The organism is Kineosporia sp. NBRC 101677 (assembly GCF_030269265.1).
Classification (GTDB): domain Bacteria; phylum Actinomycetota; class Actinomycetes; order Actinomycetales; family Kineosporiaceae; genus Kineosporia; species Kineosporia rhizophila.
The window spans coordinates 259,969-277,900 of sequence record NZ_BSTA01000004.1 but is presented as its reverse complement, the minus strand read 5'-3'; the positions used below and the strand labels follow the sequence as shown (position 1 = coordinate 277,900).

At 69.9% G+C, this 17,932-nt stretch carries 14 protein-coding genes; 4 read left to right on the top strand and 10 right to left on the bottom strand.

The genetic code is table 11. The features are described from left to right. The first annotated feature begins 4 nt into the window (after positions 1 to 4). From QSK18_RS14015 to QSK18_RS14005, 3 genes are read left to right on the top strand one after another with little or no spacing between them, the layout of a single operon-like run. Positions 5 to 1,255 (top strand): efflux RND transporter periplasmic adaptor subunit, encoded by a 1,251-nt coding sequence (locus QSK18_RS14015; protein WP_285619420.1) that lies wholly within the window; start codon positions 5 to 7, stop codon positions 1,253 to 1,255. Then, the gene (locus QSK18_RS14010) at positions 1,252 to 1,992 is read left to right on the top strand and encodes an ABC transporter ATP-binding protein (protein WP_232812444.1); all 741 of its coding nucleotides are present in this window, start codon (positions 1,252 to 1,254) and stop codon (positions 1,990 to 1,992) included. Before QSK18_RS14015 ends, QSK18_RS14010 begins: the two co-directional genes overlap by 4 nt. Next, the gene (locus QSK18_RS14005) at positions 1,989 to 3,233 is read left to right on the top strand and encodes an ABC transporter permease (protein ID WP_285619416.1); all 1,245 of its coding nucleotides are present in this window, start codon (positions 1,989 to 1,991) and stop codon (positions 3,231 to 3,233) included. The genes QSK18_RS14010 and QSK18_RS14005 overlap by 4 nt, the downstream gene beginning before the upstream one ends. Before the next feature lie 68 nt (positions 3,234 to 3,301). On the opposite strand, the gene QSK18_RS14000 is transcribed toward QSK18_RS14005, so the two are convergent. The 9 genes from QSK18_RS14000 to QSK18_RS13960 form a co-directional block, all read right to left on the bottom strand. Continuing rightward, positions 3,302 to 3,562 carry an MbtH family protein gene (locus QSK18_RS14000; protein ID WP_232812442.1) on the bottom strand — a complete coding sequence of 87 codons (261 nt, stop codon included), beginning with the start codon at positions 3,560 to 3,562 and terminating at the stop codon, positions 3,302 to 3,304. Then, complete coding sequence (dpgD, locus tag QSK18_RS35940; protein ID WP_352396555.1) at positions 3,559 to 4,404, bottom strand: enoyl-CoA-hydratase DpgD; 846 nt, start codon at positions 4,402 to 4,404, stop codon at positions 3,559 to 3,561. The genes QSK18_RS14000 and dpgD overlap by 4 nt, the downstream gene beginning before the upstream one ends. 448 nt (positions 4,405 to 4,852) lie before the next feature. After that, a complete protein-coding gene (locus QSK18_RS13990; protein WP_285619411.1) occupies positions 4,853 to 6,079 on the bottom strand; it encodes an enoyl-CoA hydratase/isomerase family protein in 1,227 nt (408 codons plus the stop codon). Next, positions 6,076 to 6,729 (bottom strand): enoyl-CoA-hydratase DpgB, encoded by a 654-nt coding sequence (gene dpgB / locus QSK18_RS13985; RefSeq protein WP_285619408.1) that lies wholly within the window; start codon positions 6,727 to 6,729, stop codon positions 6,076 to 6,078. Before dpgB ends, QSK18_RS13990 begins: the two co-directional genes overlap by 4 nt. 27 nt (positions 6,730 to 6,756) lie before the next feature. Beyond that, positions 6,757 to 7,899, bottom strand: a complete 1,143-nt coding sequence (gene dpgA, locus QSK18_RS13980; RefSeq protein ID WP_285619407.1) for a 3,5-dihydroxyphenylacetyl-CoA synthase DpgA — start codon at positions 7,897 to 7,899, stop codon at positions 6,757 to 6,759. A 68-nt stretch (positions 7,900 to 7,967) separates the two neighbouring features. Then, complete coding sequence (locus QSK18_RS13975; protein WP_285619406.1) at positions 7,968 to 9,233, bottom strand: aminotransferase-like domain-containing protein; 1,266 nt, start codon at positions 9,231 to 9,233, stop codon at positions 7,968 to 7,970. Then, positions 9,230 to 12,610, bottom strand: a complete 3,381-nt coding sequence (locus QSK18_RS13970; protein ID WP_285619405.1) for a non-ribosomal peptide synthetase — start codon at positions 12,608 to 12,610, stop codon at positions 9,230 to 9,232. The genes QSK18_RS13975 and QSK18_RS13970 overlap by 4 nt, the downstream gene beginning before the upstream one ends. Continuing rightward, positions 12,607 to 13,494 carry an alpha/beta fold hydrolase gene (locus tag QSK18_RS13965; protein WP_232812435.1) on the bottom strand — a complete coding sequence of 296 codons (888 nt, stop codon included), beginning with the start codon at positions 13,492 to 13,494 and terminating at the stop codon, positions 12,607 to 12,609. Before QSK18_RS13965 ends, QSK18_RS13970 begins: the two co-directional genes overlap by 4 nt. Next, a complete protein-coding gene (locus QSK18_RS13960; protein WP_285619402.1) occupies positions 13,481 to 15,724 on the bottom strand; it encodes an ABC transporter ATP-binding protein in 2,244 nt (747 codons plus the stop codon). Before QSK18_RS13960 ends, QSK18_RS13965 begins: the two co-directional genes overlap by 14 nt. Before the next feature lie 1,010 nt (positions 15,725 to 16,734). Here QSK18_RS13960 and QSK18_RS13955 point away from each other — a divergent pair. Next, entirely contained in the window at positions 16,735 to 17,295 is a 561-nt protein-coding gene (locus QSK18_RS13955) for a DUF3455 domain-containing protein (protein ID WP_285619401.1), read from the top strand. A 41-nt stretch (positions 17,296 to 17,336) separates the two neighbouring features. Here the strand turns inward: QSK18_RS13955 and QSK18_RS13950 are convergent, their stop codons facing one another. Continuing rightward, complete coding sequence (locus tag QSK18_RS13950; RefSeq protein WP_285619399.1) at positions 17,337 to 17,870, bottom strand: CGNR zinc finger domain-containing protein; 534 nt, start codon at positions 17,868 to 17,870, stop codon at positions 17,337 to 17,339. Positions 17,871 to 17,932 lie beyond the last annotated feature (62 nt).

Genomic DNA, 17,932 nt, shown 5'->3' with positions numbered 1-17,932 from the left:
TCAGATGAGTGCACGTATGCCCGATCCCGACGTCGCCGAGGCCACCAAGCCGATCACGCAGCCGTCCGGCCCATCGGTTGCCGAGGCGACCACCGACTCGGCCCCGGACCCGACCGAGGCGAGCACCCCGTCCATTGTTGAGAGCCCACCACCCCGCAACCGGCGCCGACTCGCCGTCGTGGCCGGCGTTCTGGTGGTGGTGTGCGCGGGTGCTGCGGCGCTGGCCATTGCTGATCCGTGGGGCGAAGACGCCGAAGATGCGCCCAGCACCACCAGCTCCGACGTCAATCTGGCCACCGTCAAGGAAGGGGCGGTGCGCAGCCAGATCAACCAGGGCGGCACCCTGTCCTACGCGGCCGCAGCCGACGGTTCTGATCTACGGGCGCTGAACCAGGCGTCGGGCGTGTACACGCGCCTACCCCAGGCCGGTGACACGGTGGAGTGCGGCGAAGAGCTGTACCGCGTCGAGTCGAAGCCCGTGATCCTGCTCTGCGCCGACGCCCCGGCCTACCGCGACCTGCAGATCGGCGACAAGGGCTGGGATGTACGGCAGCTCAACCGCAACCTGGTCGAGCTGGGGTACGCGGACAAGGACGACCTGGACCCGGAGTCGCGTACGTTCAGCTGGGAGACTCACGAGGCCCTGGAAGAGCTGCAGGACGAGGTCAACGCCGAAGAGACCGGCGAACTTCGCCTCGGTGACGCACTCTTCCTCGACGGCCCGCTGCGGGTCAGCAAGACGCTGGCCGAACTGGGGGCGAGGGCCGGTCCGGGCGCCCCTGTGCTGTCCGCGACCACCACCGAGCGCGAGGTCACCGTGCCTCTGAGCGCCAGCCAGCAGGCTGCCGTCAAGGTCGGCGACAAGGCGCAGATCGTGCTGCCCAACAACCGCACCACCACCGGCAAGGTCAGCCGGATCGGCACGGTCGCGCAGTCGTCCTCGGAGCAGGAAGAGGACGCCTCGGCGACGGTCCCGGTGTATGTCACCCTCGACGAACCGAAAGACGCGGGCACGCTCGACGAGGCGCCGGTACAGGTGTTCATCACCTCCGACGGCGTCGAGAAGGCATTGTCGGTGCCGGTGACCGCGTTGCTCGGGCATGCCGGGGGCGGTTATGCGGTCGAGCGGGTCGACCAGGCCGGACGGCACGAGACGGTGCCGGTGAAGGTCGGTCTGTTCGACAACGCCAACGGGGTCGTGCAGGTGACCGGTTCGCTGGCGGCCGGCGACCGAGTGGTGGTGCCGCGGACATGACCGGAACCACGCTCGCCCCCCGTCCCGATCCGGCTCTGGACCCGAGTCGGCCGGTGGTGCTGGAACTGGCCAACGTGGTCAAGACCTACGGGTCGCAGCCCCCGGTGCACGCCCTGCGCGGCGTCGACCTGACCGTCAACCGCGGTGAACTGCTGGCCATCGTCGGCCCCTCGGGCTCCGGCAAGAGCACGTTGTTGCAGGTCATGGGCACGCTGGACCGCCCCACGAGCGGCGTGGTGCGGATCAACGGCATCGACGTGGCCAGCCTCGACGACCGGCGGATGGGGGCCCTGCGCGCCCATCACATCGGGTTCGTGTTCCAGCAGTTCTTCCTGGCCGAGCACTCCACCGCGCTCGACAATGTCGCTGACGGCCTGCTTTACGCGGGCGTGCCGCTGCGGGGGCGGCGCGAACGGGCGGCCGAGGCGCTGGCGCAGGTCGGTTTGGAGCACCGGGCCGGGTTCCGGCCGGGCAAGATGTCCGGCGGTGAGCGCCAGCGGGTGGCCATTGCCCGGGCTCTGGTCGGGCGGCCGGCGATCGTGCTGGCCGACGAGCCGACCGGCAACCTGGACAGCGCCACCAGCGCCTCGATCGTGCGTCTGCTGCACGAACTGAACGCCACCGGGGCCACGATCGTGGTGATCACCCACGACTCCGGGCTGGCCGCCGATCTGCCTCGTCAAGTCAGGGTTCTCGACGGTCAAATCATGGACGACAGTGCCGGGGGTGTCTCATGAGCGTCGCCACCGGGGCGGAGACTCTGGTTCCGGCGCGGCTTTCGCTGCGCGACGCGGCCCGGGTGGCCGCGGTCGGCATTCGCGCGCGGCCCACCCGGGCCGGCCTCTCGGCCTTGGGCATCGCGATCGGGGTGGCCTCGATCGTTGCCGTGCTGGGACTTTCGTCGTCTTCTCAGGCCGGGCTGCTGGCCGAGATCGACAAACTGGGCACGAATCTGCTCACCGTGGGCACGGGGCAGTCGTTCAGCGGGGAAGACGCACAGTTGCCGATCACCGCCCCCGCGATGATCGGCCGGTTGGACGGGGTGGAGCAGGTCGCCGAGGTCGGCGAAGTGGGCACTGCGAAGGTCTACCGCAGTCCGCTGATCCCGGAGGTGAACACCAATGCGCTGCGGGTGCAGGCGACCAGCCTGAATCTGCTGCCGGTGGTGGCCACTTCCGTTGCCCAGGGCGCCTGGCTGAACGAGGCCACGCAGAACGAGCCGGTGGTGGTGCTGGGCTCGGTGGCGGCCGAGCGCCTGGGCATCAGCCGGGTCTACGAGGGGCAGCGGATCTGGCTGGGCGGTCAGTGGTTCTACGTGGCCGGCATTCTCGAACCCGCAACCCTCTCGTCCGACATCGACGCCAGTGCCCTGATCGGCTTCCCGGCCGCGCAGAAGTACCTGAACCACACCAGCCTGGTCGCCGGGGAGTCCACGCACGGGCCGCCCACCACGATTTTCGTGCGCACCGACACCGCCCAGGTCGGCTCGGTACAGGATCTGCTGGCTCGCACGGCCAATCCGGGTTCGCCCAACGAGGTCGACGTGAGCCAGCCCTCCGACACGCTCACCGCGCGAGCCGCTGCCGCGGGGGCCTTCAACAGCCTGTTCCTCGGGCTGGGGGCCGTGGCGCTGGTGGTCGGCGCGGTGGGAGTTGCCAACATCATGGTGATCTCGGTGCTGGAACGCCGGTCCGAGATCGGGCTGCGCCGGGCCCTGGGCGCCACCACCGGGCAGATCCGCACCCAGTTCCTGTCCGAGGCCGTGATGCTCTCTCTGCTCGGCGGTCTGGTCGGCGAACTGGCCGGGGTGCTCGCCACCGTGGTCTACGCCGAGGCGAAAGACTGGACGGTGGTGGTGCCGGTACAGGCCTGGGCCGGGGGCATCATCGCGGCCATCCTGATCGGCGCGGTCTCCGGCCTGTTGCCGGCCATGCGGGCGGCCCGTCTGTCGCCCACCGAGGCTCTGCGCACGGTCTGAAACGCGAAAGTGGCGGTGCCCGAACTGTTCGTCGGGCACCGCCACTGCGGGAGGGAGTCATGCAGAACTCAGGACGCGGTGGCCACCTCGATCTCCGGGGTGCCACTGGTCGCGTACCCGGCTCGGGCCAACTGCCAGACCAGACTGCGAGGACGCAGATCGGTCCAGTTCCGCTCGATGTGGTCCAGGCAGGCCTGACGCCCGGCCGCACCGAAGGCGACCTGCCAGCCGCCCGGCACCGGCACGCTGGCCGGCCAGAGGGAGTACTGCCCCTCCTCGTTCACCAGTGCGCAGAACGTGCCTTCGGGATCGTCGAGAAGTGCGGTCATCGGTGTTCTCCTCCTTGGTGTACTTCCGGTGATGAGGGCCCGGCGAGGCGGGCACTCCAGCGGGGCGGTCGCTTCTGCACAAAAGCAGCCACCCCCTCGGCCGGCTCGTCCGAGGCCAGCCGCCGTTCCTCCGCGCTGAACCGAGTGCGGAAGGCCTGCTCCAGCGGCAGATCCAGAGACTGCAACGCCGCCTCCTTCACCGCCTGCGCAGCCAAGGGCGAGGCCTCCAGCAGATCGGCCAGCCACTCGTCCACACAGGCGTCCAGCCGGTCGGCGGCAACCACCTCGTTGACCAGGCCGTACCGAGCGGCGGTGAACGCATCCATCCGGCGCCCGGTGAGCAGGTGGCCCATCGCAGCCTTCAGCGGCGCCTGCCGGGCGAGCCGAAACACCCCGCCCGCCCCCGGCACCAGCCCCAGCTTTACTTCAGGCAGGCCGAACTGGGCGGTTTCTGAAGCCACCACGATGTCGCAGGCCAGCGCCAACTCGAAACCCCCGCCCAGCGCGTAACCCTGCACCCGGGCCAACACCGGCTTGGTGAACCCGAAGCGCTCGGTCAGCCGAGGCCACCCCGGCAGACCGCGGCTACCGAAACTGCTCGGCCCCGCCCCCTCCCGCGTCAGCCGCGCCCGCTCGGTCAGGTCCTGCCCCACGCTGAAAGCGCGCTCGCCGGCACCGGTCAGCACCACGACGCGGACCTCGTCGTCCGCCTCGGCGCAGTCCCAGACCCGGGCCAGCTCGGCGTGCATCTGCAGGTTCATCGCGTTCAGCACCCGCGGCCGATTCAACGTGACCCAGGCCACCGCCCCCCGCTTTTCGTACCGCACGGTGCTCGGCTCCACTTCCAGCCCCGGCCCCCTCCCCTCGTCCAGCCCCCGCCCCCGCTTCTCGTCGCGCCCCAGCCCCCGCTTCTCGTCCAGCCCCGGCCCCCTCTTCTCGCCCGGTTGCCGGCCCCACTTCTCGTCTGGCGCCGGAGCCGGTTCCGCCCCAGCCAGTTTGACCACCCCTGCCAACGTGACTGAATTGGCCACTCCGACCGGCTCAGCCGGTTCCGCCACCTGGCCCGGGTTGGTCACCTCAACCGGATTGGCTGCCTCGACCCGGTTGCCCACATCAGCCACCGGGGCTACCCCAGCCACCCCAGTCATTGCGGTCACCCCGGCCACACGAGCCATCTCGGTCACTCTGGCCACCTCAGTCACCTCAGTCACTCCGACCACTCCGGCCATCCCGGCCATCCCGGCCATCCCGGCCACCCCGGCCACCCCGGCCACCCCGGCCGCGGCCGTCTCAGCCATCCCCATCACCCGGCCCTTCTTTGCTTCCCTTCCCGGCGAACCGGCCCACCTTGGCCAGCACGTCGGGCGCGTGGATCCGCTGGGCCTGCTCGTAGGCGAACTCGGCCATGAACAGGCGGAACTCGTCTTCCGGCTCGATCGCCAGCCCCAGCATGCGCCGGTTGGCCACCACCGCGGGCGCCGCCAGACGGCTCACCGCCCGGGCGATCGCCTCGTCCATCGCCGACGGCTCGACCACCTCGTCAAAGATGACCGCAGCGGTCGGTTCGGTAGCCTCGATGCGGCGACCGGCCAGAATGACCTGCCGGGCGAGACGCGGGCCACCGACCTTGGGCAGCCGCAACGCTGCCACCCCGGGCACGATGCCCTCCTTGGCCGCGGGCAGGCTGGCGTAGGCGCCCGACTCGGCAATCACGTGGTCGACGGTGAGCAGGATCTGCATGCCACCGCCGATCGCGAAGCCGTCGACCGCTGCGATCCAGGGCTTTTCACGGGTCACACCGCCCAGCTGCAGACCTGCCATCAGCTTGCGCAGCGGGCCCAGCTCGCGGCGGAGTAGGAACCCGGCCAGAGTGATCCGCCCGGCATTGAGCGCCTTCAAGTTGATCCCGGCACTGAACACGCGGCGGCCCTGGTAGCGGGGATGCGTCATCACGCCGCCGCGCAGCACCCCGACGCGGATCTGGTCGTCGAGCAGCACCAGGTCCACGGCCGTCTCGAAATCCACCACCTGCTGCTCGTCCTCGGCATTCAGCCGATCGCCGGCCGAGAACGTCAGATACCCGACCCCATCGCGACGTTCCAATGTCACCGATGCCAGCTCGACCCGTCCATTGTTCTCGAACTCGTGCTGCAACATCAGGGCTCGCGGGCTGGGGGCCTGCAGGGAACGAAGAAGATGCCGACCGGCCCGGGGCGAGCGCAGCACTCCGTGCAGGAAGATGGCCTGGTCCAGCTCGGCGCCGGCCGGGTCGGCCGCGTGGCTGGAGGCATCGGGAACCAGGCCGGGGAACACCTGGGAAGCCTCGAACAGCAGTTCGTCCAGGCGCAGGCTGCGGACGTACCCCTGTGTTAGTTCTTCATAGACGGGCTCGACGAAACTGCGGGCAAAACATGCTCGAAAATCTCGTCCTGCCCAACCTATGGGTGTGTCCCGCAGACGAAGCCGGCCGGCCACCAGGCCGGCCGGCTCGCAGAACGTCTGAGTGTCCAGGCTCACCGGGTCACCCGCGGCCGAAGAACCCGATCGCAGGCGGCCAGGTGCGATCCCAGAGCCTCGTCGTACCCCACGGTGCGGGCGTTGAACATCAACTGGCGCCGCACCTTGATCTCGCCGCCGAACCCCGTGATCCTCGAAAGCGCATCCGGAACCGCGCCTTCCGGGTCGGGGTGCACCTCGTCGAGCAGGCCCAGGGTGAGTGCTCGCGCCGCCGGGATCGGAGTACCGAAAAGCACTGCTGAGCGAACCGGCCCGGCGCCGGCCTGGGCCGCCAGCCGGTAGGCGGCCATCCCCGGCCAGGGCCCCTGCGGGCCGACCGGCACGCACAACGCCACTTCGGCCGAGGCGATGCGGTAGTCGGTGACCAGCAGCGCATCGAGCGCGATGCCCCCGCACTCGCCGGTGGCCACGGCCAGCGTGACCGCCACCGACGACTCCAGGCGGCGCAGTGCGCGCTCCCACCGTGACACAGCAGTGACGTCCAGGCCGCCCAGCCAATCTTCGTGCGGCGTGCCCGACACCTCCACCACGATCGGCGTGCCGGGCGTGGCCTCGGCCTGCTGGCAGGCCGCCTCGACGGCCCGCAGCGCGTCGGGGCCAGGCGAACCGGCGCCGTCGATGCGCAGCCTGACAACTGTCTCTGTGGTCATTTCTTGTACCCCCATGTCGGTTCCCCCTTACCAGCGCAGGAGAGCTGTTTCCAGCGTCGATCCCGGCCCCATCGTCATCATCAGGCCGTAATCCCCCGGCTGACCGGCGTTCTCCTGCGCCAGGCGCTGGTAGGAGAACAGGAACGAGCCGCTGGAGACGTTGCCGTGGTCGCGCAGCACCCCGCTGGTGTGGCGCAGGTCGTAGCGGCTCAGGCCGAGGTTCACCATCACCGCGTCGATCACCTTCTTGCCGCCCGAGTGCACCAGCCAGTGCTTGATGTCGCTGCGGTAGAGCCCGGTGTCGGCCAGCAGCCGGTCGACCACCAGTTCGGCGTGCGCGCCCACCACGTAGGGGATCTGCGGGTCGAGGTAGAAGCTGAACCGGTCCAACCCCCGGTCCCAGTCGTAGCGCATCGCGTCAATCGCCTCGGGAACCAGGCAACTCGCGAACTTGAGGATTCGCGGGCCCTCGACCGGCGCGTCCATCGGCCCGATGTCGTCGGCACCGGCCTCGCGCGCGCCGATCGCGACAGCCGCCGCGCCGTCCCCGAACAGGCTGTTCACCACGGCCGTGCGCATGGTGGCGTCGTAGGCGTAGGCGGCCGAGCAGTTCTCGATGCAGAGCACCACCGCCACTTGCCCCGGGTGCGCCTGGGCCCAGCCGGAGACCACGCCCAGCGCGTTCAGCCCGGCGTTGCAGCCCATGCCGACGATGTCACTGCGGCTGCAGTGGCGGCCGATCCCCACCTCTTTGATCAGGTGCGCGCTCAGGCCCGGGGTGAGGAAACCGGTGGAGGTGACGCAGCACAGGTGCCCGAGATGGGCCGGGTCGAGGCCGATCTGGTCGAGGCAGCGGAGCAGCGCCTGGGCGCCGAACTCGAGGGCCGCGCGCTTGTGCTTGTCCAGCAGGTCGCCCTGGCTCTCGATCCTCAGGCCGCCGGCCGGCCCGACCGGTGGCAGCACCAGGTTCCGGCGCTCGATCGCGCTGTTCAGGAAGATGGAGCGGATCTTGGGGTCGGTGATGCCCAGGGCGTCGATCATCTCGGCCTGGGTGTAGGAGTACGGCGGGGTGGCCAGGCCGACCGAGAGGATCCGGGGACGCAGGTCGGAGAAGGGGTCGGTGTCGAAGACGGTGGTGCGGGTGACCGGGGTCTCGAGGACGGCGCTCATCGGTACGTCCACCCCCACATGCGCTTACGGTGCGTCGGACGGCTGTCGAACTTCATGACGGATTCCTTTCACTGCCGGGAAGTAGCCGAACACCTGGACGTGAGGTAGACGGCCAGCCGGGAGACCCCGGTGGCGATCTCCTCGTCGCTGAGACAGCTGATCGAGAGCCGGATCCCGTGCTCACCGCCGGAATCCGGATGGAAGTAGCGCATGGGCGTCCAGAGCACCCCGAACTCCTCGGCGCAGCTGATCAGTTCGCGATCGTCGGCCGGGAAGGGGACCTGAAGGCTGAGGAAGAATCCGCCGCTGGGGCGGTTCCAGCGCACCGGTAGACCAGCCAGGCGCAGCTGCAACTGATCCAGCGTGAGCTGCATGGCCCGCTGGTAGTGCCGGCGGGTCTGCGCGGTGAGGTCGCGTACTCCCCCACCGCCGGACAGCAGCGCCCCGGCCACCACGGCCTGGCTCAGCGGAGGCGTGTTCACCGTGACCATGCTCTTGACCTTGGCCAGTTCGGCAGCCAGCAGCCCTCCGCCGGCCACCTCCTGATCGGCCACCACGTAGCCCACCCGGGCTCCGGGGAACACCGTCTTGGAGAACGAGCCCAGCTGAACGACCTGCCGGTGCTGGTCGAGCCGTTTGAGCGACGGAACCGGCTCACTCGGCCCGGCCCAGCGGTACGGGCTGTCTTCCAGCACCAGAACCTGCTCGCGGTGGGCGATCTGGAGCACCTGCTCACGGGTTTCCAGACCTAGCGTGTTGCCGGACGGGTTGGAGTGGTCGGGGATCACGTAGACCGCGCGGGGGTTGTTGCCCAGCGCCTTCTCGGCCTTGATGGCCAGTTCCAGATCGCCCGCGTCCAGACCGTTCTCACGTTCGGGCACAGCGCGTACGGTGACCCCGAGAAGCCGCGCCACGCCGACGACGCCCACGTAGCAGGGGCTGCAGACCAGCAACACGTCTTCCGGCCGCGAGAACAGTGCCCGCACGGTGAGCAGCATCGCTTCCTGCGCGCCGACCGTGACCACGATCGACTCGTCCGGAACGTCGAACCCCTCGTCCTGACGCAGTGCCTCGGCGATCAGGCCCTGGATGCGCCCGGCCGTCGGGCCGTACTGGAACAGGGCGTCCCGCACCTGAGCCGGGTTCAGGCCGGCGGCCAGGTGATCGAGGTAGCCGCGCAGATGCCCGAAGATCTGCTCCACGTCGAAGAAGCCGTCGTACGGGCGGCCGGGGGCGAACGAGATCGCCGCCGGGTAGCGGGCCGCGATCTCGTTCAGGAAGTTCATCGTGTCCATCACCGGATCGCCCAGTGCGGGATGAACCGGCCAGCTCACAGGTCGAACCCTTCGAGCTCGGCGCCGTCGGCGGCGGCCAGGGCCTCGCGCACCGCCTCGGCCAGCCCGGCCACGGTCGGCCGGTCGAACAGCGCCGCGAGCGGGATCTCGATGTCGAAGGTCGAGCGCACCCGGGACATCACCTGGGTGGCCAGCAGCGAGTGCCCGCCCAGGTCGAAGAAGTTGTCGGCCACCCCGACCCGTTCCACGTTCAGCAGCCCGGCCCAGATGCTGGCCAGCAGTTCTTCGGTGCCGTCGCGGGGCGCCTGGTAGACCGTGACCGGGGCCAGCCGGGCGCTGTCGGGGGCGGGCAGGGCGGCCCGGTCGAGCTTGCCGTTGGGGCCCAGCGGCATCTCGGGGATCGGCACGAACACGGCCGGCACCATGTACTCGGGCAGGTGCTGGCGGATGTGCTGGCGCAGCTCTTCCACCGGGGGCAGGGCGTCCTCGCTGGCCGGCACCGCGTAGGCCACCAACCGCCGGTCTTCTTCCTGACCGTCGGCGATCACCACCGCGGTGGCGACCGCCGGGTGGGTGGCGAGCACCTTCTCGATCTCGCCCGGCTCGATCCGGAAGCCGCGCACCTTGACCTGGTGGTCGATGCGGCCGACGAACTCCAGCAGGCCGTCCGGGCGCCAGCGGGCGGTGTCTCCGGAGCGGTAGAGCCGGGAGCCGTCCCCCGCCACCGGATCGGCGATGAACTTCTCCGAGGTCAGGGCCGAGCGTCCGATGTAGCCGCGGGCCACCCCGGCGCCGCCGATGTAGACCTCCCCCTCCACCCCGACCGGCACCGGCTGCAGGGCCCGGTCGAGCAGGCGCACCTGGATGTTGCCGATCGGGCTGCCGATCGGCGGGTGCGCGGCACCGGCCTGAGTGGGCGGGAGCAGCCCGGCGGTCGCGATCACCGTGGTCTCGGTGGGGCCGTAGGTGTTCCACAGCTGCGAGCCGTTGGTCCAGGGCCGGGCCCGGTCGGCGGTGAGGCGCTCGGCCCCCACCACCCAGTTGCGCACGCGGGAGACGGCGGGCTGGTCGAGCACGGCCAGCAGCGAGGGCACCACGCTGGCCACGTCGACCTGGTGCCGCTCGATCAGTGCGGCCAGCGCCTCGGGTTCACCGCGCTCCGGGTCGGTGGCGATGGCCAGGGTGCCACCGGCGGTGAGCACCACCGCCACGTCGAGCACGGCCGCGTCGAAGCTGAACGAGGCGAACTGCAACGCGGTGACGCCCTCCCCCGCGCCCAGCACGTCACGCAGGGCCAGGGCCATGTTCACCACGGCCCCGTGGGCGATCTGCACGCCCTTCGGCCGGCCGGTCGATCCGGAGGTGTAGATGACGTAGGCGGCCTGGTCTCCCGACACGCAGCCGGGCAGTTCCCCCTCGTCGGAAGAGCGCGGTTCGTCGTCGAGCAGGACGATCTGGCAGCCCGGCGGGATCAGCTCGGCGCTGAGCCGGCTCAGGCCCTCGGTGGTGGCCAGCAGCACCTCGGCCCGGCTGTCCTCGAGCATGAAGGCCAGCCGGTCGGAGGGGTAGTTCGGGTCGAGCGGCACGTAGGCGCCCCCGGCCTTCCACACCGCCACCATCGAGACCACCATCTGCGCGCTGCGCGGCAGGCAGAGCCCGACCAGGCTCTCCGGCCCCACCCCGAGCGAGCGCAGGTGCCGGGCCCGCCGGGTGGCCTGCTCCTCCAGGTCGGCGTAGGTGAGAACCTCGTCCCCGCAACGGATCGCCACCGCGGTCGGAGCCACCAGGGCCCGTGCAGTGATCAATTCATGGACGCCGGTCACGGCCGGTACCGGCCCCTCACCGACACTCCAACGGGCCAGGTCGGCCCGTTCAGGGGCACTCAGGATCGGCAACTGGGCCACCGGCCGGTCCGGGTCGGCCGCGATCCCGGCCAGCAGCACCTTCAGGTGCTCGACCAGCCGTTCCATCCGGTCGGCGTCGAACAGGCTGGTGGCGTAGGCGATACCGGCGCGCAGGGTGCCGTCGTTGGTCTCCCCGACCGACAGGGCCAGGTCGAACTTGACCGGCACGGTGCTGTCTTCCGGCGCGGGCGGTGCACCCCCGTCGGCCGGACCGTCACCGCCCGGCTGGGCGTAGGCGTAGCTGAAGATGACCTGGAACAGCGGCGTACGGGAGCGGTCCCGGGTGGTCTCCAGCGCGTCGACCAGGTGCTCGAACGGCAGGTCCTGGTGGGCGTAGGCCTCCAGGGCGGTCTCCCGCACCCGGCCCAGCAGCTCGGTGAACGAGGGGTTGCCGTCCAGGTCGGCGCGCAGCACCAGGGTGTTCACGAAGAAGCCGATCAGGCCCTCGGTCTCGGCCCGGTTGCGGTTGGCGATCGGGGTGCCCACCATCACGTCGGTCTGCCCGCTGTAGCGGCTCAGCAGCACCGCGAAGGCCGAGAACAGGGTCATGAACATCGAGGCGCCGCTGGTGCGGGCCAGGGCCTGCAGCCGTGCGGTGACCTCGGCCGGCACCTCGAACTCCAGGGAGCGGCCCTGGGTGGAGCGCACCGGCGGGCGGGGCCGGTCGGTGGGCAGTTCCAGCACCGGGGCGCCGGCCAGCCGCTTGCGCCAGTACTCCAGCTGCTCGTCCAGCACCTCGCCGCTGAGCCACTGCCGCTGCCAGGCCGCGAAGTCGGCGTACTGCACCGGCAGTACGGGCAGCCGGGCCGGCCGGTGGTCGCGGAAGGCCTGGTACAGCTCATTGATCTCGCGCTGCAGGATGCGGGCCGACCACTCGTCGAAGGCCACGTGGTGCAGGCAGAGCACCAGCACGTGCTGAGTGTCGGTGACCCGTAGCAGCTCGGCCCGGATCACCGGCCCGGTGGAAAGGTCGAAAGGCGTGGTCATCTCGCGGCGCAGCGCGGCCTGGATCTCGACCTCCGGGTCGGCCGCACCGGAGACGTCGCGCACCGGCAGCTCGAAGGGTGCGGGCGGGTCGATCACCTGGCAGGGGGTGTCGTCCGGGCCGTCGACCAGCCGGGTGCGCAGCACCTCGTGCCGCTCCACCAGGGCGGTCAGGGCCGACGTCATCGCCGTGAGGTCGAACTCCTCGTCCCACTTGATCGGGATCGGCAGGTTGTACTCCACCGAGGTGGGGTCGAGCTGCCAGAGGAACCACAGGCGCTGCTGGGCGAACGACAAGGGAAGCACCTGACTCCGGTCGGCGGGCTCGATCACCGAGGCCTGCGGCCCCTCGTCCAGGCCCCCGTCGCGCAGCAACGCCATCAGCTCGTCGCGGTGGCCGGCGATCTGCTCGCGCACGCCCGGGGTGAGGGCCTCTTTCGAGGCCAGGGCCCGCAGCCTGCCCTCGGCCAGGTAGAGGTGCACCCCGCCGGCCTCGAGTTGTTTCAGAAGGTCGGTTGCAGCAGTCATTTGAGGACGCCTTCCTCACCGTTCGCGGTCTGGTACGGGTTGGTCGTGCGGTCGGGTCGGGGACCCAGGGACGCGGCGACGGTCTGGGCCGCCGCCCCGTAGACGGCGTGGTGGTGCTCGCAGTTCAGGGCCACGACCTGCGGCCCCGGCGGCACCACCCGCGACCAGAAGGAAAGGGTCTGCTCCTGCACGTCGGCCGGATCTTCCTGCGGGAGGTAGAGCACCGTGCGGCCCTTCCAGGCCCGGCGCGGCCGGTAGTGGGCTCCGGCAGCGAGGTTGGCCAGGTTGACCAGATCGCGGCGCAACTGGTCGGCCGGCCGCTCGGCGGGTTCGTCGAGCGGGTCGTCGGCCAAGTCCCACAGCGGCATCTTCTGCAGCGCCGCCGGGTCGGCGGCCTGCGCCTGCTCGAGCTGAGCCTGGGTGTCCCGCAGCCGCGCCCGCAGTTCCCGCCGGGCCTTCCGGCGGGCCCAGTACCCACCCCGCACCGGCACGGCCGGGGCGATCAGGTGCAGCCCCGCCACGTCCAAGCCGGCCTCGTCTGCTTGGCGGGCCATCTCCAGGGCCACGTAGGCCCCCATCGACCAACCGCCCAGCACGTAGGGCCCGTGCGGCCGGGTACGCACAGCCTCTTCCAGGTAGGCGGCCGCGATCTGCTCAACTGTGCTGAGCGTCTGCTCCCCCGGCTCCAGCCCTCGGGACTGGAAGGCGAACACTGCAGGCCCAGCCGGAACCAGACCGGCAAGCCGCACGAACACCGCCGGATTGCCGTCGGACCCGGGCACGAGCAGCACCACCGGCCCTGCACTCTCTCCGCTGCGCCGAGCCCGCCCTTGCCGGATCAGGTGCATCGAGTGCGACCGACTGCCCGCCCTACCCGAGCTCACCGGCCCCACCTCTCCGCTCCCGCCGCCGCGGCCCACCCGGCTCCCCCAGCCGCGCTCCCCCCGGCTCCACCGGCCACGGACCACCGGCCTCCACCGGGCCCGCACCCCCTGCCCCACCAGGCCGCGCACCACCAGCCGCGGCCATCCGGGGGCCTCCTGCTTCCACAGCCCACGGCCCCCCAGCCGGCCCAGCTCCCGCAGTCAGCACTCCCCCACCGACCGGCCCAGCTCCCGCAGTCGGCACTCCCCCACCGACCGGCCCACCGACCGGAGCCGGAGCCGCCGCGGCCGCGGCCGCGGTGAACTCGTCCGGCTCCTCCTGCTCGTCCGCGTCGAGGAACCCGGCCGCCTGGATCGAGAACAGTTCGGCATACAGCCCGTTCGAGGCCATCAGGTCGGTGTGCGAGCCGTGCTCCACGATCCGCCCGTCTTTCAGCACCACGATCCGGTCGGCCGAACGCACGGTGGCGAACCGGTGCGAGATCAGCAGCACGGTGCGGTCCACGTACAGGTCGCGGATGCTGTCGAACAGCGCCCGCTCGGCCCGGGCGTCGAGCGAGGCGGTGGGCTCGTCGAGGATGACCAGGGGCGCGTCGCGGAAGAAGGCCCGGGCCAGGGCGACCCGCTGCCACTGCCCCAGCGACAGGTCCTGCCCGCGGCTGAACTGCGGCGACAGGATGGTGCGGTAGCCGTCGGGCAGGCTGGCCAGGAACCCGTCGGCCCCGGCCGCGCGGGCCGCCTCGCGGATGTCGGCCACCAGCGGTTCGCGGCTCACATCGCCGACGTGGATGTTCTCCCCCGCCGGCAGGGCGTAGCGGATGAAGTCCTGAAAGAGCACCGCCACCCGGGCCCGCCAGGTGGCCGTGTCCATCGCGGCCAGGTCCACCCCGTCCACCCGGATCTGACCGCTGGTGGGCGCGTACAGTCCGGCCAGCATCTTGGCCAGAGTGGTCTTGCCCGAGCCGTTCTCACCCACCAGGGCCACCACCTCGCCGGCCCGGATCGACAGGCTCACCGCCTCCAGGGCGTCCTTGTCGGAACCGAAGTAGCGGAACGAGGCGCCGTCGATCTGGATCTGGTCGAACTGACCGGCGTAGGCCTGCCCGGAGCGCACCCGCACCAGCGAGGGCTCCAGCGCCAGGAACTCGTTCAGGTCGCGCACCAGCGGCGCGGACTCGAAGAAGTCGTTGGCCATGGTGACCGAGCGCAGCAGCCGCTGGCTGAACATCAGCAGGGCCCCGGCCACGGTCGCCGTCTCGGGAAGGGTGAGGTAGCCGGCCTGGTTCATCGCCACCAGGGCCGAACCGGCGATCGCCATCACCACGTTGCTGCCCAGCGAGCCCAGCACCGAGGCCCGCATCCGCTTGCGCATGGTCTCGGCCAGCAGGTCGATCCGGCGGTTCATCGAGACCCGCCAGCGCTGGGTGAGGTAGTCGCCGATGTCGAGGGCGCGGATCTCCTTGGCCGGCTCGCGCTGGGTGAGCAGGCCGAAGAGGTAGTTGCGGCCCCGGTCGGTGTGGGTGATCCGGGTGATGAAGCCGAAGAACTCTTCCCCGCCGCGCACGCCGGCGATCCAGATCGGCACGACCACCACCAGCAGGGCCGCCGCCACGACCGGGGCCACGAACGCCAGGGCGATCCAGATGGCCAGCAGGGCAATGGTTTCCTGCAGGATCATGACCAGGCTCTGCACCAGCATCGACGGCCGGGTGGCGGCACTGGCCGCGGCCCGCTGCAGCCGGTCGTGGAAGGCCGAGTCGTCGAAGTCGGCCAGTTCGGCCGTGCCCGCCACCCGGATGACCTCGCCGCTGACATACATCCCGGTGCGCTCGCTGAGCAGCGGGCGGCGGTTCGAGATCACCGTCTGGGCGGCGATCGCCACCATGTTGACCAGGACGAACAGACCGATGCTCATGGCCAGGGCGGAGGAGTCGCCGTTGCGGTCGGCCAGGATCAGCTCGGTGATCAGCCGCTGCAGCTGGAAGATGACGAAGAACAGGGCGATCGCCTGCAGCGCGTCCATCACCAGGATGACCACGAGCTCGCGCCGGCCGGCTGCCCAGACCAGCTTCAGCGACGAACTGGCCAGGGCCAGCGTGTCGCGGAAGGTGAAGCTGGTCTGCCCTTCGGTCACCGGGAACTCGTCGTTCTCCGGGCCCGGCCCCAGAGTCTCCCCCTCGGACTCCGTTGCCTGACTGCCAGTTTCGGGCCCCCGTTCACGCGGTCGCATCGGGCCGTTCATCCGCATCGGCGGCCCCGCGGGCCCTGGTCCGCCTGGCCCAGCCGGTCCCCCCGGACCAGCGCCGACCGGAACCGGGCCACCGTGATCAGCAGCCCCCTCCGCCCCCACCGGGATACGCCGCGGCCGGCCGACCGGCACTCGCACCGGTTCGGGACCCATGCCCATCGGTGGCCTGCGGGAGTCGTCTGGATCGTTCATGTCGGTACACCCTCCGCGATCGGAGCTGGCAGGTGATGGTCCCGCTCTTCATCACCAGAGCGGGCAGAACCCGAATACGTACACTTCCGAGGAGAAATCAGGAGATCTGCGGGACGAGAACCCCACTCGTCACTTCGGCACCTGAGCCAACGCGCCCTCAATCTAACCGCCAGTACGCGCCGTGTCAGCAGTTTGTGCAGATCTAAGTTCTTTGCTGACAACCCTTTTCGTGAGGCCCTGCATGAGGCCCTCTGAAATCTGTTGTCAGCAAACGGCATTGCCGAGCTCATTGAACGGGCAGCCCGAAGCTGAGGCACCCGGCATCGACGGCCGACCAGAACAGCGGTCAGCACATGAGTCGTTCAGTCCAGGCATCACGACGCCTGGTACTCCCCCGCACCCGCCCACAAGAAAGGCAGGCGCCAATGACGAAGAAGCCAGCCCTCGATCGGTCTCAGGCAGCTGTCTTCGTAGCGTGCACGCACGAGGCGTGCCCGTTCCCCCTCCCACCCCCTCGGTGGCCGTCGACCCCGTCCGAACCCAACCCCCCGGTCACTTCGGACGGCAACATCATAAGCATTCATCAAGAGGTTAAAAGGGCATTTCTGTACGTTGCCCAATCGGGCGCACGGATGGTGCGCTCCCCCTTGACGCACAGCCGCAACCGTTTTCGTCACCAATCGATGCAACTTCACTGCCGAGTAGCCTTCTGTCTCCAGAACCCTTGGCGGTTACTGAACAGTCAGGCAGCCTTGTCTCATAGGTTGATCATCGATCTGTCCCAGTGAGAGGAAACCTCAATGAGCACATCGCGCATCCTGAGCAACCGGGCGTTCCGCGCCTCCGCCGTCCTCGGTCTGGCCGTGACCACCGCACTGACCACCGCCTCGGCCACCCAGGCGGCACCGACGTCCAAAAGCTCTGAGTCAAAGGTGCCGGAGAACCTGGTTCCACCGGCCGGTAACAGTGAGGTGGCCCGATTCAAGGCCGCCGGCGTGCAGATCTACCAGTGCACGGGTGGCACCTGGACATTCGTCGAGCCGGCGGCCACGCTGACCGGGCGGGCGAAGGGCACGAACAAGCGCAACGAGGCGATTCACTTCCGCGGGCCGAGTTGGCAGTCGGTGACCGACGGATCCCTGGTGGAGGCCAAGTCGACCGCATCCTCACCGGGAAAGAACGCCATTCCGCTATTGCTGCTCCAGACCACCAAGACCCGTGGCGAAGGCATTTTCGGCGACGTGACCTACATTCAGCGCCTCAAGACCAAGGGCGGACTGGCCCCCACGGGCAGCTGCACCGAGGGCGCTACCCAAAGCGTGCCCTATAAGGCGCATTACGTTTTCTTCGCCGCATCCTGAGTTAACAGAAAGCGGTCCGCCTCTACCAGGAGGCGGACCGCTCAAACTTTCTGGCGTGAGCGAAAGGCCGCTACCTTCGCCACATTCCCACATTCGGCCATCCCGCACCAGCGCCGGTTGCCCGCCCGGGAAACATCCACGTACAAGCGGGTGCAGCGATCGTTCGCACAGTCTTTCACCTTGGCCAGCGCCGGTTCGGAAATGAGCTCGAAGGCGTCCCGGACGACTGCGGTGAGCAACTGATCCACCGTGCCACCGCGAGCCACATTGCCCTGTCGATCCAGCGTCATCTGCAGCCCTGGGCCAGCGGCCACCTCGTTCAGCTCGGCTACCTCAGCGGCGTTCAGCTCGTGTCCGCGCCGGGTGGCGGTGATCGCCCGGTACAGCATCTCGCGCACCACCCGCACCCGCTCCAGGCCCGCCAGATCGGTCTCGACGGCGATGCCCAGCGATGCCCCCGCACTCCAAAGCGCCAGGTCAGCCGGGGTACGCAGATGCTCCTCGGGCACATCGCGCCGCCACTTCAGGGTGCCGAGCAGGTCCAGGCTCAGCCGATTGCTGACGTACACAAACATGTAACCACCTTAACCGGTTACAGTGGCTCTGCCCAACCAGACCAGGAGCCGAAGAAGAGGTA

Bases quoted from the DNA above. Each gene is read 5' to 3' on its own strand.
- QSK18_RS14010 (WP_232812444.1), top strand. From the start codon at position 1,252: ATGACCGGAACCACGCTCGCCCCCCGTCCCGATCCGGCTCTGGACCCG.
- dpgB (WP_285619408.1), bottom strand. From the start codon at position 6,729: ATGACCACAGAGACAGTTGTCAGGCTGCGCATCGACGGCGCCGGTTCG.
- QSK18_RS14005 (WP_285619416.1), top strand. From the start codon at position 1,989: ATGAGCGTCGCCACCGGGGCGGAGACTCTGGTTCCGGCGCGGCTTTCG.
- QSK18_RS14015 (WP_285619420.1), top strand. From the start codon at position 5: ATGAGTGCACGTATGCCCGATCCCGACGTCGCCGAGGCCACCAAGCCG.
- QSK18_RS13960 (WP_285619402.1), bottom strand. From the start codon at position 15,724: ATGCGACCGCGTGAACGGGGGCCCGAAACTGGCAGTCAGGCAACGGAG.
- QSK18_RS13950 (WP_285619399.1), bottom strand. From the start codon at position 17,870: ATGTTTGTGTACGTCAGCAATCGGCTGAGCCTGGACCTGCTCGGCACC.
- QSK18_RS13955 (WP_285619401.1), top strand. From the start codon at position 16,735: ATGAGCACATCGCGCATCCTGAGCAACCGGGCGTTCCGCGCCTCCGCC.
- dpgA (WP_285619407.1), bottom strand. From the start codon at position 7,899: ATGAGCGCCGTCCTCGAGACCCCGGTCACCCGCACCACCGTCTTCGAC.
- QSK18_RS14000 (WP_232812442.1), bottom strand. From the start codon at position 3,562: ATGACCGCACTTCTCGACGATCCCGAAGGCACGTTCTGCGCACTGGTG.
- QSK18_RS13970 (WP_285619405.1), bottom strand. From the start codon at position 12,610: ATGACTGCTGCAACCGACCTTCTGAAACAACTCGAGGCCGGCGGGGTG.